General features: G+C 70.5%; 17 protein-coding genes. 14 read left to right on the forward strand and 3 right to left on the reverse strand.

Features of this window, described 5'->3' with window-relative positions; all coding sequences use genetic code 11:
* From AC1D1T_RS23500 to AC1D1T_RS23520, 5 genes are all read left to right on the forward strand, one after another.
* Positions 1-798: DNA-3-methyladenine glycosylase family protein (locus AC1D1T_RS23500; RefSeq protein ID WP_477992571.1), on the forward strand; the 798-nt coding region annotated here is incomplete at its 5' end.
* Positions 795-1355, forward strand: a complete 561-nt coding sequence (locus tag AC1D1T_RS23505; protein ID WP_477829440.1) for a methylated-DNA--[protein]-cysteine S-methyltransferase — start codon at positions 795-797, stop codon at positions 1353-1355. The genes AC1D1T_RS23500 and AC1D1T_RS23505, both read left to right, overlap by 4 nt.
* Entirely contained in the window at positions 1352-2245 is an 894-nt protein-coding gene (locus AC1D1T_RS23510) for a DMT family transporter (protein ID WP_047511301.1), read from the forward strand. Before AC1D1T_RS23505 ends, AC1D1T_RS23510 begins: the two co-directional genes overlap by 4 nt.
* 64 nt (positions 2246-2309) lie before the next feature.
* A complete protein-coding gene (locus tag AC1D1T_RS23515; RefSeq protein WP_477827679.1) occupies positions 2310-2681 on the forward strand; it encodes a helix-turn-helix domain-containing protein in 372 nt (123 codons plus the stop codon).
* Positions 2678-3967 carry a type II toxin-antitoxin system HipA family toxin gene (locus AC1D1T_RS23520; RefSeq protein WP_477840365.1) on the forward strand — a complete coding sequence of 430 codons (1290 nt, stop codon included), beginning with the start codon at positions 2678-2680 and terminating at the stop codon, positions 3965-3967. Before AC1D1T_RS23515 ends, AC1D1T_RS23520 begins: the two co-directional genes overlap by 4 nt.
* 511 nt (positions 3968-4478) lie before the next feature.
* On the opposite strand, the gene AC1D1T_RS23525 is transcribed toward AC1D1T_RS23520, so the two are convergent.
* The 3 genes from AC1D1T_RS23525 to AC1D1T_RS23535 all read right to left on the reverse strand — a co-directional run bounded on the left by AC1D1T_RS23525 (position 4479) and on the right by AC1D1T_RS23535 (position 6967).
* Positions 4479-5399, reverse strand: coding sequence for a hypothetical protein (locus tag AC1D1T_RS23525; RefSeq protein ID WP_477840366.1), 921 nt, complete (start codon positions 5397-5399; stop codon positions 4479-4481).
* Positions 5400-5541: 142 nt separating this feature from the next.
* On the reverse strand, positions 5542-6516 hold the full coding sequence (locus tag AC1D1T_RS23530) for a DUF2145 domain-containing protein (RefSeq protein WP_477992572.1): 975 nt from the start codon (positions 6514-6516) through the stop codon (positions 5542-5544).
* On the reverse strand, positions 6485-6967 hold the full coding sequence (locus AC1D1T_RS23535) for a hypothetical protein (protein WP_465114495.1): 483 nt from the start codon (positions 6965-6967) through the stop codon (positions 6485-6487). The genes AC1D1T_RS23530 and AC1D1T_RS23535 overlap by 32 nt, the downstream gene beginning before the upstream one ends.
* Positions 6968-7028: 61 nt before the next feature.
* Here AC1D1T_RS23535 and AC1D1T_RS23540 point away from each other — a divergent pair, with 61 nt between their 5' ends.
* From AC1D1T_RS23540 to arsC, 9 genes are all read left to right on the forward strand, one after another.
* Positions 7029-7667, forward strand: coding sequence for a TetR/AcrR family transcriptional regulator (locus tag AC1D1T_RS23540; protein WP_477828492.1), 639 nt, complete (start codon positions 7029-7031; stop codon positions 7665-7667).
* Between the two features lie 104 nt (positions 7668-7771).
* Positions 7772-8176, forward strand: a complete 405-nt coding sequence (locus AC1D1T_RS23545; protein WP_465114493.1) for a VOC family protein — start codon at positions 7772-7774, stop codon at positions 8174-8176.
* Between the two features lie 161 nt (positions 8177-8337).
* Positions 8338-9432, forward strand: coding sequence for a GlxA family transcriptional regulator (locus AC1D1T_RS23550; protein ID WP_477992573.1), 1095 nt, complete (start codon positions 8338-8340; stop codon positions 9430-9432).
* On the forward strand, positions 9429-9794 hold the full coding sequence (locus AC1D1T_RS23555) for a hypothetical protein (protein ID WP_477827454.1): 366 nt from the start codon (positions 9429-9431) through the stop codon (positions 9792-9794). The genes AC1D1T_RS23550 and AC1D1T_RS23555 overlap by 4 nt, the downstream gene beginning before the upstream one ends.
* Before the next feature lie 13 nt (positions 9795-9807).
* Entirely contained in the window at positions 9808-10494 is a 687-nt protein-coding gene (locus AC1D1T_RS23560) for a biliverdin-producing heme oxygenase (RefSeq protein ID WP_477992574.1), read from the forward strand.
* Positions 10495-10633: 139 nt separating this feature from the next.
* Positions 10634-10960, forward strand: coding sequence for an ArsR/SmtB family transcription factor (locus AC1D1T_RS23565; protein WP_477827455.1), 327 nt, complete (start codon positions 10634-10636; stop codon positions 10958-10960).
* Positions 10961-10980: 20 nt separating this feature from the next.
* On the forward strand, positions 10981-11463 hold the full coding sequence (locus AC1D1T_RS23570; RefSeq protein ID WP_477827456.1) for an ArsI/CadI family heavy metal resistance metalloenzyme: 483 nt from the start codon (positions 10981-10983) through the stop codon (positions 11461-11463).
* A 15-nt stretch (positions 11464-11478) separates the two neighbouring features.
* Positions 11479-12168, forward strand: a complete 690-nt coding sequence (locus AC1D1T_RS23575; protein WP_477827457.1) for an aquaporin — start codon at positions 11479-11481, stop codon at positions 12166-12168.
* Positions 12161-12583 (forward strand): arsenate reductase (glutaredoxin), encoded by a 423-nt coding sequence (arsC, locus tag AC1D1T_RS23580; RefSeq protein WP_465114485.1) that lies wholly within the window; start codon positions 12161-12163, stop codon positions 12581-12583. The genes AC1D1T_RS23575 and arsC overlap by 8 nt, the downstream gene beginning before the upstream one ends.
* Positions 12584-12716 lie beyond the last annotated feature (133 nt).

Here is a 12716-nt window from a genome sequence, read left to right on the forward strand (position 1 = left end):
GGCGTGCTCGGCCCCGAGGCCGGCTGGCTCGAGGCCGCCTTCATCGACGCGACACCGACGCGCCCGGCCAGCCTGCGGCTGCGCTACGCGCCGGCGCTCGCGCCGCACAGCGGCCGGGTCGTGATGGCGGTGCGGCGCTGGCTCGACCTCGATGCCTCGCCACAGACCATCGACGACGTGCTGCGCGACCTGCCCGGCGCGCCCGGCCTGCGGCTGCCGGGCAGCATCGACGCGTTCGAGATGGCGGTGCGCGCAGTGCTCGGCCAGCAGGTCACGGTGGCCGCGGCGCGCACGCTGGCGCGGCGGCTGATCGAGCGCTTCGGCGAGCCGGTCGCGACGCCGTGGGATGACGTGGCGCGCTGCTTCCCGTCACCGGCCGCGCTCGCTGGAGCACCGTTGGAGCGCATCGCCGAGCTCGGCATCATCCGCAGCCGCGTCGGCGCGATCCAGGCGCTCGCCAACGCCTGGCCCGAGCTGACCCGGCTGCTCGCGCTGCCCCACCAGCCCGAGGCGCTGATGAGCGCACTGGCCGAGCTGCCCGGCATCGGCCCGTGGACGGCGCACTACCTCGCGATGCGCGCGCTCGGCTGGCCCGATGCCTTCCCGCCGAAGGACGTGGCGGTGCTGAACGCGATGAAGGCCCTGTTCGGCACGCAGAACCAGCGCGAGGCCGATGCCCGCGCCGAGGCCTGGCGGCCGTGGCGCTCGTATGCGGTGCTCAGGTTGTGGAACAGCCTGGCACCCGTTCCTCCAGCTCTCTCTTCACCTGTTCCTTCCTCTTCCGGAGCAACACCATGAACACTTCCAGCACGCCCGCTACCCTGTCGCGCCGCCTGCAGGCCGTCTGCGTAGCGCAGGCCGCATTCGATTCGCCGCTCGGCCCGATGCTGCTCGCGCGCACCGCGAACGGCGTGGCCGGCATGTGGTTCGACGGCCAGAAGGCGCATCCGGGCGACCTGCCCACCGTGCCGCACGACCCCGATGACCCGTTGCTGAAAGAAGCCGCGCAGCAGCTGCGCGACTACTTCGCCGGCCGGCGCACGCAGTTCGAGCTGCCGCTGGACCTGCAGGGCACGCCGTTCCAGCAGATCGTCTGGCAGGCGCTGCTGCGCATCCCGGCCGGCGGCACCTGCACCTATGCGGCGATCGCACGCGAGGTCGGCGCGCCGCAGGCGGTGCGCGCGGTCGGTGCGGCGGTCGGGCGCAACCCGGTGTCGGTGATCGTGCCGTGCCACCGCGTGCTCGGCCACGACGGCAGCCTCACCGGCTATGCCGGCGGGCTGCACCGCAAGCAGGCGCTGCTGCAGCTCGAAGGCGCTGACGGGGTCCCGGGCCTGCGCGAGGCCACGTCTTGAAGCGCGCCGACGGGATCGAACTGACCGGGCTCGCCGCGATCTGGGGCGCGTCCTTCCTCTTCATGCGCATGGGTGCGGCCGAGTTCGGCCCGGTCGCGCTGGCCGCCGTGCGCGTCTGGGGCGCCACGCTGTTCCTGCTGCCGCTGCTGATGCTGCGCGGCCAGGGCGGCGCACTGCGCACCCACTGGCGGCCGATCTTCATCGTCGGCCTGACGAACTCGGCCCTGCCCTTCCTGTGCTTCAGCTACGCCGCGCTGTCGATCACGGCCGGGCTGTCGTCGATCTTCAACGCGGCCACGCCCTTGTTCGGCGCGCTGATCGCCTGGGGCTGGCTGCGCGACAAGCTGACACCCGCGCGCACGCTGGGCCTGGCGATCGGCTTCCTCGGCGTGCTGTGGCTCGCGTGGGACAAGGCGAGCTTCAAGCCCGGCGCGAGCAGCGGCTGGGCGGTGCTCGCGTGCCTCGCGGCGACGCTGCTGTACGGCTTCTCCGGCAGCTTCACGAAGCGCTTCCTCACCGGCGTGCCGCCGCTCGCGGTCGCCACCGGCAGCCAGCTGTCGTCGGCGCTGGTGCTGGCGGTGCCGGCGCTCGTGTGGTGGCCCGCGGCGATGCCGTCGGCCACCGCCTGGTCGGCCGCCGCGCTGCTGGCGGTCGGCTGCACCGGCATCGCGTACATCCTGTTCTTCCGATTGATCGCCCACATCGGGCCGGCGAACGCGCTGTCGGTCACCTTCCTGATCCCGGTGTTCGCGGTGCTGTGGGGCTGGCTGTTCCTGCACGAAGGCCTGACGCCGCAGATGCTGCTGGGCTGCGCGGTGATCCTGCTCGGCACCAGCCTGACGACCGGCGTGCTGAAGCCGCCTGCCTGGTTTTCCAGACATCCAGCCTGATTTGCATGGTTTTCCATTCAATGTATAGTGAAGCAGTCATTCTGAACAAAATGATTGCTTTGCCATGCAAACTGATGTTTCGTTGCCGGCCCAGCTGAAGGCCTTGCGCCGCGCCGGCGGCCGCTCGCTGGTGAGCCTGGCCGAGCGCACCGGGTTGAGCCGGCTGACGGTGGCCGCGGCCGAGGGCCAGGCCGATGCGCGGCTGTCGACGCTGACGGCGCTGTTCGACGAGCTCGGCTACGTGCTGGTGCCGGTGCCCAAGCCGCTGCTGGCCGAGACGGTCGCGTTCATCGCCAACCAGGGGCAGTCGGTGTCGCTGCCGGCGGGCGTCAGCGCGCCGCTCGGGGTCGGGCAGCAGGCGTTCCAGTACCGCGTCGGCAAGGACGCCAACGCCAACGCCGACATTGACGACGACGACGGCGAGGCGCCCTCGTGAGCCGCAGCGACCCGATCACGATGGCCGAGCTGCGGCTGCACGTGCCCGATGCGGCGCAGCCGCGGCGCATCGGCTGGCTCTCGCAGGTCGGCGACAACATCCGCGTCTCGTTCGACGACGCCTACGTCGGCGACGCAGCGCGGCCGACGCTGTCGCAGCTGTACCGCGGCGCCGGCGAGGCGCAGACGCGTGCGATCCTGAGTGCCGTCAACGACGAGCGCCTGGTGCGCATCGGCCGGCTGCCGGTGTTCTTCGAGAACATGCTGCCCGAGGGGCACAACCGCGACCGGCTGGCCGAGCGGCGCGGCGTCGAGCGCGACGACGAGTTCGAGTTGCTGGCGGCGGCCGGGCACGACCTGCCCGGCGCGCTGGAGGTGCTGCCGGCGCACGAGGTGCCGACCGGCGTGGTCGAGCTGCATGCGACGAAGCGGCTGGAGCCGCTGCAGCCGTCGGCGGTGGCGGCGCCGGTCGAGGACGGTTTCTCGCTCGGCGGCTTCGTCACGAAGTTCTCGATGGTGCACCGCGGCGCGCGCTACGTGGTGCGCAGCGGCACCGAGGCCGGCGAGGTGCTGGTGAAGCTGCCGTCGACGGCTTACCCGGACCTGGTGCACAACGAGGCCTGCTGCTACCGGCTGGCCGAGGCGGTGGGTGTGCAAACCGCCGGCGCGAGCGCGCGGCCGGTGGCCGAGCTCGATCTGCCCGGCGTCGCGCTGCCGTTCAGCCACTACCTGCACGTGCCGCGCTTCGACCGCCGGCCCTTGCTCGACGGCCGCACGCAGCGCGTGCATTTCGAGGAGCTGACGCAGGCGCTGGGCATCGACAGCCGCCGCAAGTACCGCGACCTGCCGGCCGCGATGCGGGCCTTGCTGGTGCTGCTGAAGCAGTCCCCGGCCAGCGATGTGCACGAGCTCGACGAGGTGTTCCGCCGCTGGACCGCGTATGCGCTGATGGGCAACACCGATGCGCACTCGAAGAACTGGGCGCTGGTGTACGCCGACGGCGTGCACCCGCGGCTCGCGCCGGCCTACGACATGGTCTGCGTCGCCGCGTATTTCGACCCGGCCGACCCGCGCGCGCTGGCGCAGAACCGCAAGATGGATGAATCGCTGCGGGCCTGGGGCGAAGACGCCGCCGAGGCGCTGGCCAAGGCAGCGGGGCTGCTGGCCTTCAACCGCTTCCGGCGCATCGTGCGCGAGACGCGCGAGCGCGCCCGTGCGCGGTGGCCGGCGCTGCTGGCGGACGCGCCGGAACGGGTGGCACGCACGATCACGCAGCGATTGACGTAGGCCTGGGTGCGACGGGGCGCGCGTCGCGGCGGGTGAGGGGATGGGCTGGGGGCTCAGCTTCGGCGGTCGGCCCTGGCGGGCCGACTCCACGAAGAAGCTCGGCTTCAGGGGTGCATCGCCAAACTCCCGCCGCTCGCTTCGCTCGCTGTGGTCAAACAGTGTCGATGAGTCAGTCCACGAAGCGCGCTGGCGCGCGCCAYCCCYGAAGCCGATCTTCTCCGTCGCCTCAGAAGTCGCCCCCARCCCATCCCCTCACCCGCCGCTCAACACCCACCGCTCTTGTTGGGGGGAAAAGATTGAAGTGACCGACGAGCATGCGAGCGGCCGCGCGCCCGTTCTTCATGGGTTCCTACGAGCAGCTGTTGACCAGATTCCCGAACAGGTGCGCCGAATCGAACGCGAACTCGCCGCGGTAGCTCGCGCCGTCGGCGAGCTCCGCCGGCGTCACGGCGTGCGCAGCGAGGTTCGCGATCGCCAGGGCGATGGCAGCGGGATTCCCTGTCCGGCGACTTCAATGATCCGAGTCGTAGTACAGCGGATCGTCGTGATGGCGCTGCGACGGATAGAAGCTCCCTTGCGGAGGCGTGTTGTAGCTGACGCTGCTGACCGGCTCCGCATACCCGCTCGGCCCGCTGCTGGGCGCCAAGGTCTGCTGATACTGGCTGTGCGGCGTGTAGTACTGGCCGGGATCCTCCGGATGCGGCGCATGCATCGGGAAATCCTGGTTGAACTGCGAGTACATCGCGCCGGCCGCGTCCTCCCCCGAAAGATCCATGTCCGGGTTGTGATGGTGAATCATCGCGGCCGCCCCGCCGGCGGTATACGGCGTCATCGGGAACACCGCCGAGTAGGTGTTCTGGACGCCGCCACGGCCATACCGCGCATTGCGCAGCGGCTGGACGTGCGGCTGCAGGAACACGCCTGCCTGGCCGCGGTAGTTGCGGTCATGCGACGGGTCTTGCGACGACACCACCATCACGGTACCGCCCCGGCTGTCCGGGATGTGCCGGCCCGGGTTGACGACGTAGACGCCGTCGGTGCAGGCCTCACCGCCATCCGGGTCGCCGATGCCTGCATGATGACCCGCATACAGCCCCTGGGCCGCAATGTTGTCGCGGTCGCGCCGGCGCGTCGAGTGGTGGTAGGTCCGGTAGCCCTGCGGGTTCGGCAGGTCGCGCCGCGGCGCCATCGTCGACGCGCTCGGGCGGCGGTAGCCGCCGTCCGACTCGTCGCCCGACGAGATCGAATCGAAGCTGTCGCGCCGGCGACGGCCGCCGCCGCCCGGGATGCCGATCGCCCCCGATCGCGGCGGCGACGCCCCCCATGAATCGCCAGCCGGCCCACGCGAGCGGGCCGGGATGTCGCGGGGCTGGGTACTGGAACCCCCTGAGTACGAGCCGTAGCGCGGCCCGACGCGACCGTAGTCTGGCATGGTGAATTCCTTTCCTCTGGAGTGAATGAGGAATTCAGTATTCGCCTGGCGTCGACACGGATCGTCCCGCTCGAGCGAAGCCATGGGCGGGAAATGCGAAGCACCGCGTCGTCCCCCGGCTGCCGCGCTCTTCAGTCGAACTTCAGTCGAACGCCAGCACCTCGTCGCCCGGTGCCGCCTCGCAGCCCGCACCAAGCGGCTGCCAGCCGCGGCGCACGACGACCTTGCGCTCGTCGTGGCACAGCTCCACCCGTTCGGCCTGYGGCAGCTGCCGGTGCACGAAGGCCTCGACGGCGGCCGGCGTGCTGATGTGCAGCTTCAGCGCGTACAGGTCGTCGAGCGGGTGGTCGTCGACGTGCAGCAGCGGCACGAACTGCGCCGCGAACAGCAGCCCATGCGAGCCGATGTCGACCGGCGCCGGCGCATAGCCCTGCGCCTGCAGCCACTGCTGCGCCTGCTCGCGCGTGACGCTCGCGGCATCGAGGCCGCCCCAGGCGCCGGCGAGCAGCTCCATCACCCACTGGTTGCAGTTCTGGTAGCGCGTGCTGAACGCGTAGGCGTTGGCGCTGTAGCGCGCCGCCAGCAGGTCGAGCGCCAGCCGGCGATCCTGCGAGGCATGGGCGAGCGACGCGCCCTCGGCCTCGGGCAGCAGCACGATCGAGACATGGCCGAGCGACGGCCGGTCGGCACCGAGCAGGAAGCCGGCGACGCCCTGGTCGTACAGCCGGGGCCGCGATTCCTCGCAGGCGTAGTAGAGCTGGCGCACCGACCAGGGGCCGCCGGCATCGGCCTTCAGCAGGATGCCGGCGTGGGAGTAGCGCAGGCCGAAGCGGCTCAGGTCGAGTCCCGACCGCGAGATCACCGCCACGCTGCGGCCCGAGGCGTCGAGCTGCTGCCGCACCAGCGCGGCGAAGCGCAGCAGCTTGTCCTGCTGGCCGGCGTTGATCGCCGCGGGGCGATCACAGAACTGTGAACTGGCGGGGGAACTGGCAGACGAACTGGCGGCCTGCACCGCGCCGACGAGCCCCGCCACCAGCGCGGCGGCCACGACCGCACGGCGGCCGCGCCTGCGCCTCACCGCCGCATCACAGCGTGACGACGCGCGAATCGAGGTCACGCCGCCAGTCGTCGGTCAGCACGAGGAAGAAGGCCTCGCGGGTGTCGACGCGCGCGAACTCGAAGCCGTAGGGGCGCTGGTTCGCCTGCACCAGGTCGCCGGTGCCCAGCGGGCGCGCAGCCAGTGCCTGGCGCGGCAGTTCGAGGATGAACTCGCGCTCGGCCCCCGCCTCGGTGGCGCGCAGCGTCAGTTGCATCATCGCGGGGCGGCCGGCGATTTCCGCCACCTCGGCCACGTCGATCACGCGGTACTGCCCTTCGGCCACTTCCTTGTCGCGCTTGGAGCTGTTGCTCGATCCCTTGATCGAGTCGGAGACGCTGCCGGACGAGGCCGAGCCGGCGCTCGATGCGGAGGAGGCGAAGCTCTCGGCATGGCCGGGCAGCGTGGTGGCCAGGGCCAGGAGCGACAGCGCAGACAGGCAGGCGGCGCGAACGGTGGTCAGGCGGGTCATGGACATCCTTGATGGCTGAGCTCGGCGCAGCATAGCCTACGGCGCGCGAGAATCCACCCCCATGCCCCGCACCCCGTCCCTGACACCCCGCAAGGCCCCCCGGCAGGCCCGTTCGCAGCGCACCGTCGAGACGCTGCTCGAGGCCGCGGCGCAGGTGCTCGAAGCGCGCGGCATGGCCGGCTTCAACACGAATGCGGTGGCGGAGCGCGCGGGCGTCGGCATCGGCTCGCTGTACCAATACTTTCCGTCGAAGGAGGCGCTGACTCTCGGGCTGATGCAGCGCGAAGGCGAACGCTTCCACGCCGAGGCCCACGCCGCGCTGCAGCAGGCCGACGGCAGCGCGGCCTTGCGCGTGCTGATCGCCGCCGCCGTGGCGCAGCAGCTGCGCCGGCCCGAACTGGCACGCCTGCTCGACGTGGAGGAGAGCCGCCCGGAGCTGCGCGCCGCGGTGAGCAAGGGGGCGTTCCGCGCGGTGGTCTCCGAGCTGCTGGGCCGCGCCGACCTGCCCCGCCAGCGCGACCACGAGCTGGCGGTGTCGGATGTCGGCGCCATCGTGCGCGGCATCGTCGACGGCGCCGGCGAGCGCGGCGAGACCGACGAGGCGGGGCTGCGGCGGCGCGTCGAGGCGGCCGTCTTCGGCTACCTGCGGCTGGCGGCCGACGGCCCCGAAAGCGAGTCGGACATCGCGAGTCCCCGCTGAGCCCCCTGCGCGGCCCGAGGCTGCCGCCCGGGCGCCGATGCGAGTAGAGCGAATGGCGCCCGCTTCCTACGATGCCCTCCTTTCTCACCACGAGGCATCGCCCCATGAACGACATCACCACCGCGATGAAGCTCAACCACCTGAGCTTCCCTTCGAACGACCTCGCCGCGACGACGCGCTTCTTCGAGCAGCGGCTCGGCTGCACCACCAGCAGCCCCCACCCGGGCTACAACATCCTGAAGCGGCCGGGCTTCGACATCGTGCTCGAGCAGGCGCAGGGCTTCGAGGTCGACTGGCCGCACAACTTCCACATCGGCTTCGAGCTGCCGACCGCCGAGGACGTGCGCACGCTGTACGCGCGCTTCAAGGCCGACGGCATCGAAATGCAGGTCGAGCTGGTCAAGAGCCCGCGCGGCACGCGCTTCTTCTGCGTCGCGCCGGGCGGCCTGCTGGTCGAAATCAACACCCGGGAAGACGCGCCTGAAGCCGTCCGCAAGACGATGACTTGACGGCTCGCGGGAGAACCCATCCATCGGTTCAGGCCAATACGACCTCCATTCGCGCCAAGGGAGGTCGATGTGCAAAAAATTGCACAGTCAGATCCCACACTAGCCGGAGAAGATAGAACCAGTTACGAACAGCAACAAAGTTGGGACAGGGGGTCAAAAAAATGGAAGCCATCTCGGATGTGCGATGCATCGCCGTGCTCGTGCCGGACGGATCGAGCATCGTCAGCGTGGCCGGTCCGGCCGAAGTCTTCACCGTCGCCAATGCCGTGCTGGCACGCGCCGATCGGCCACCGGCCTACCGCGTGACCAGCGTCTCGCGGCGCGGCGGCCTGGTCGGCACCTCGTCGGGGCTGGCGCTGCAGACGGCGCCGCTGGAGACGCTCACGCCGGCCGGCATCGACACGCTGCTGGTGTGCGGCGGCCCGGAGATCGGGCCCGTGCTGCGCGATGCCGTGCTGATCGACTGGATCGGCCAGGTCGCACCGAAGGCGGCACGGGTCGGCTCGATCGGCACCGGCTCGTTCCTGCTGGCCGCCGCGGGCCTGTTGAATGGCAAGCGCGCGGTCACGCTGGCGGGTCATGGCGACGATTTCAGAACGCGCTATCCGCGCGTGCAGCTGGACGACGACCCGATCTACGTGCAAGCCGGAAAGGTGTGGACGGCCGCCGGCATGACGGCCGGCATCGACATGGCGCTCGCGCTGGTGCGGGCCGACCTGGGCCCGCAGATCGGCCTGGACGTGGCGCGCGAGCTGGTGGTGTTCATGGCGCGCTCGGGCAGCCAGGCGCAGCGCAGCACCTTGCTGAACCTGCAGGAGCGCCTCGCGCAGCGCGGTGCCGACAGCATGCTGACCGACCTGCTCGGCTGGGTCGCGACGCGGCTGAGCCAGCCCACCACCGTGACCGACATGGCCGGGCGCGCCGGCATGAGCCCGCGCAATTTCGCGCGCTTCTTCGTGCGCAGCACCGGGCAGACGCCGGCCAAGGTGGTGGAGCAGTTGCGCGTCGAGCGCGCCTGCCACCTGCTGGAGGCCTCGCCGGTGTCGATCAAGGCGATCGCGGCGCAGAGCGGTTTCGTCGACGACGAGCGCATGCGCCGCGCCTTCGTGCGCCAGGTCGGCTGCACGCCGGCCGAGTACCGCGCCCGGCTGGGCGGCTTCGATGCGCCGGGGCGCAAGGCGAACTCGGGGCAACGCCACCTGCGCCGGGCGCCCTTGCCTGCGCAGGAGGCCCRCTCGCAAGGAGAACCCGCATGATCGAGCTGCTGATCTGGCTGGGCAGTGCGGCGGTGTTCCTCGCGGCCGGCGTGGCCGCCGGCTGGCATTTCGGCCGGGCACGCGAGATGAAGCGCGTGTCGCAGCGCGTATCGATCGTGCTGGGGCAGGTGGAGCGCCGGCACAAGAAGGAGCTGGGCCGCTTCCAGGCCGGCTTCGCAAAGCAGGCCCGGGAGCTGAAGGAGGCCCGCGCGAAGCAGCACCTGCGCGAGGCGGCCCACAGCCTGGCGCAGGCCCAGGCGCAAGCGCAGGCCCACGCGCAGGGCCGCTCACCGGCGCCGAAGCAGACGCTTTCCGAGCACGGCTTCGCGCCCACGCAGCCGATGCGGCATGCCAACCACTGAGCCGCGCGCGCCCATGCACAACCCCTACATCGCCCTGCAGTTTCCGACCGTGCCGGCACCGATCGTGCCGCAGCCGTCGCGCCGGACCCTGACGCAGYGGCTCAGCGAGGACGCCGGCTTCCTGCACGACTACCTGCGCGATGGCCTGAACCTGATCGAGCCGTTCAAGACCACCGAGCACTACGCCGRCTTCCTGACGGTGCAGTACCACATGCTGGGCGACGTGCGGCGGCTGTATGCCGATGAAGAGGTCTGGCAGGTCATCCCCGACCCCGGCCTGGCCGATGCGGAGCGCGCGAGCCGCATGGAGGCCGACCTGCACGACCTGGAGGCCTGGCCGCCCCACCCGCGCTCGTCGCCGGCACCGGCGACGCACGGCCTCGGGTTGATGGAGGCGCTGGGCTGGGTGCATGCGAGCGAGGGCCTGATGCTGAGCCTGGACTTGATGGCGCAGACGCAGCACCTCGGCGAGCACCTGGGCCTGGACGAGACGAACGGCGGGCGGCACCTGCTCGCACCATTGGGCAGCCGCACGCGCGCGTGGCGCAGCCTCGCGCAGGCGCTCGACTCGGCCCGCGTCTCCGAGGAGCAGGGCAGCGCCTTCGTCGCCGGTGCGAGCCTCGCGTACCACCGGTTCGACGAGCTGCTGTCGCTCGCGCTGCGGCCGCGCGCCGACACCGAGCCGRCGACGATGAGCTGAAGCCTCGACCGGCTGCTTGAGGCAGGCCCGGACGACCGAGGCGAGCGCGTCCAGGTCGGCCTGCCCCTGTGGCGGTCGGCGATCACGTCGCGGCGCCGGGAACGTGGCAACTGTTTCATATTTCTCGTATAGTCGGCTCATGGAACAAGAAGCCGTCATTCGAGCGCTTGCCGCGCTGGCCCACCCGCTGCGACTCGAGGTCTTCCGCGCCTTGGTGGTCGCCGGCCCGAGCGGCCTGACGCCCGGCGTGATGAGCGAAGGGCTCGGGACCGTTCCGACGACGCTGTCCTTCCACCTCAAGGAACTGATGGGCGCGGGACTGGTGACGCAGGAGCGCGTCAGCCGGCACCTCGTCTACCGCGCCGCGTACGACCAGATGAACGGCGTCATCGGTTTCCTCACCGAGAACTGCTGCGCAGGCGAGGCCTGCGCGGTGCCGCCCGAGTCCGCCAGGTGCGGATGTTGACCCACCCCCAGGAGCCCGCAATGAAGCGATTTCACGTCCATGCCCATGTGCAAGACCTGCAGGCGAGCATCGCCTTCTATTCGAAGATGTTCTCCGCGGAGCCGACCCGCGTCGAGAGCGACTACGCCAAGTGGATGATCGAGGATCCTCGCATCAACTTCGCGATCTCGACGCGCGGCAGCGCCCCCGGTGTCGACCACCTCGGCATCCAGGCGGACACCGAGGAAGAACTCGCCGCGCTGAAGTCGAGCGCGGAGGCCGCCGGCATGACGCTGCTCGATGTCGGCGAGACGAGTTGCTGCTATGCGCGCAGCGACAAGTACTGGGTGACCGACCCGCAAGGCATCGCGTGGGAGCAGTTCCGCACGCTGGGCAACATCCCGGTGTTCAGCGAGAAGCCGAAGGTCGAGGCGTCCGAGGCGGCTGCATGCTGCGCGAACGCCGCTCCGCGCGGGAAGCCGGTGGGCATTCCCGTCGCCGCTGCGCCGTCGGCGTGCTGCTGATTGGCTGCCCGCGAGATGAAAAGCCTGCCCCGGCGCGCACTGGTCGAGTTCATCGGAACCGGCCTGCTGCTGGCCGTCGTGATCGGCTCCGGCGTGATGGCAGAGCGCCTGGCCGGCGGCAATGTCGCGTTGGCGTTGCTCGCCAACGCGCTGGCGACCGTCGGCGGCCTGTACGTGCTGATCGTGGTGTTCGGTCCGACAAGCGGTGCGCACTTCAATCCCTCGGTGTCGCTGGCGATGGCCGCCCTCGGCCGACTGCCCCGGCTCGACCTCATCGCCTATGGCTGCGCGCAACTGCTGGGTGCGATGGCCGGAGCCTGGCTCGCTCACGCGATGTTTGACCTGCCGCTGCTGCAGGTATCTGCCAAGGTCCGCAGCGGGCCCGGCCAATGGCTCGCCGAAGGGGTAGCCACCGCCGGCTTGCTCATCGTCATCCTGAGAACACCACCGTCTCGCGTTGCCGCCGCCGTCGCCGCCTACATCGGCGCGGCGTACTGGTTCACCGCGTCGACATCGTTCGCCAACCCGGCAGCCGTCGTGGGGCGCATGCTGAGCGACACCTTCGCGGGCATCTCGCCGCCCAGCGCACCCGCGTTCATCGCGGCAGAGCTGGCCGGCGCCGGAGTCGCGCTCGCCCTGCATGGCTGGCTCGGACCCGACACACCCTTGGCTCAAGACCCGGCAAGGCCCGACCACCATGGATGACATCACGATCTATCACAACCCTGCCTGCGGGACCTCGCGCAACACGCTCGCGCTCATCCGGCATGCCGGCTTCGAACCCACCGTCGTCGAGTACCTGAAGACACCCCCGACGAAGGATCGCCTGCGCGAGTTGGTGGCCGCGACCGGCCAGCCGGTGCGCGCGCTGTTGCGCGAGAAGGGGACACCCTTCGCCGAACTGAAGCTCGATGAACCGCATTGGACGGATGAAGAGTTGATCGACTTCATCCAGCGGCATCCCATCCTGCTGAATCGGCCCATCGTCGTCTCGCGCCTGGGCACGGCGCTGTGCCGGCCTTCGGAGAAGGTGCTCGCGCTGCTCCCCGTGGCCCAATTGCCGCCGTTCACGAAGGAAGACGGCGAAGTGGTGGTCGACGATGGCGTGCGTCGGGGGTAGTCAAAGAGCCCAAGGAAGCCCCCGGGCATATTCCGTCAATCGGCTGGCGTGGATCACACCAGCCCGCCGACCCAGAAAGCGGAAAAGCCCTTGCAACTCATTGAGCTGCAAGGGCTTTTTGTTGGCGGAGTGG

The sequence above is a fragment of the Rhizobacter sp. P2_H3 genome, from assembly GCF_056403355.1.

Excerpts from the sequence above, each read along its gene's own strand:
- AC1D1T_RS23505 (WP_477829440.1), top strand. The coding sequence starts at position 795 with ATGAACACTTCCAGCACGCCCGCTACCCTGTCGCGCCGCCTGCAGGCC.
- AC1D1T_RS23515 (WP_477827679.1), top strand. The coding sequence starts at position 2,310 with ATGCAAACTGATGTTTCGTTGCCGGCCCAGCTGAAGGCCTTGCGCCGC.
- AC1D1T_RS23525 (WP_477840366.1), bottom strand. The coding sequence starts at position 5,399 with ATGCCAGACTACGGTCGCGTCGGGCCGCGCTACGGCTCGTACTCAGGG.
- AC1D1T_RS23535 (WP_465114495.1), bottom strand. The coding sequence starts at position 6,967 with ATGACCCGCCTGACCACCGTTCGCGCCGCCTGCCTGTCTGCGCTGTCG.
- AC1D1T_RS23540 (WP_477828492.1), top strand. The coding sequence starts at position 7,029 with ATGCCCCGCACCCCGTCCCTGACACCCCGCAAGGCCCCCCGGCAGGCC.
- AC1D1T_RS23545 (WP_465114493.1), top strand. The coding sequence starts at position 7,772 with ATGAACGACATCACCACCGCGATGAAGCTCAACCACCTGAGCTTCCCT.
- AC1D1T_RS23555 (WP_477827454.1), top strand. The coding sequence starts at position 9,429 with ATGATCGAGCTGCTGATCTGGCTGGGCAGTGCGGCGGTGTTCCTCGCG.
- AC1D1T_RS23565 (WP_477827455.1), top strand. The coding sequence starts at position 10,634 with ATGGAACAAGAAGCCGTCATTCGAGCGCTTGCCGCGCTGGCCCACCCG.
- AC1D1T_RS23570 (WP_477827456.1), top strand. The coding sequence starts at position 10,981 with ATGAAGCGATTTCACGTCCATGCCCATGTGCAAGACCTGCAGGCGAGC.
- AC1D1T_RS23575 (WP_477827457.1), top strand. The coding sequence starts at position 11,479 with ATGAAAAGCCTGCCCCGGCGCGCACTGGTCGAGTTCATCGGAACCGGC.
- arsC (WP_465114485.1), top strand. The coding sequence starts at position 12,161 with ATGGATGACATCACGATCTATCACAACCCTGCCTGCGGGACCTCGCGC.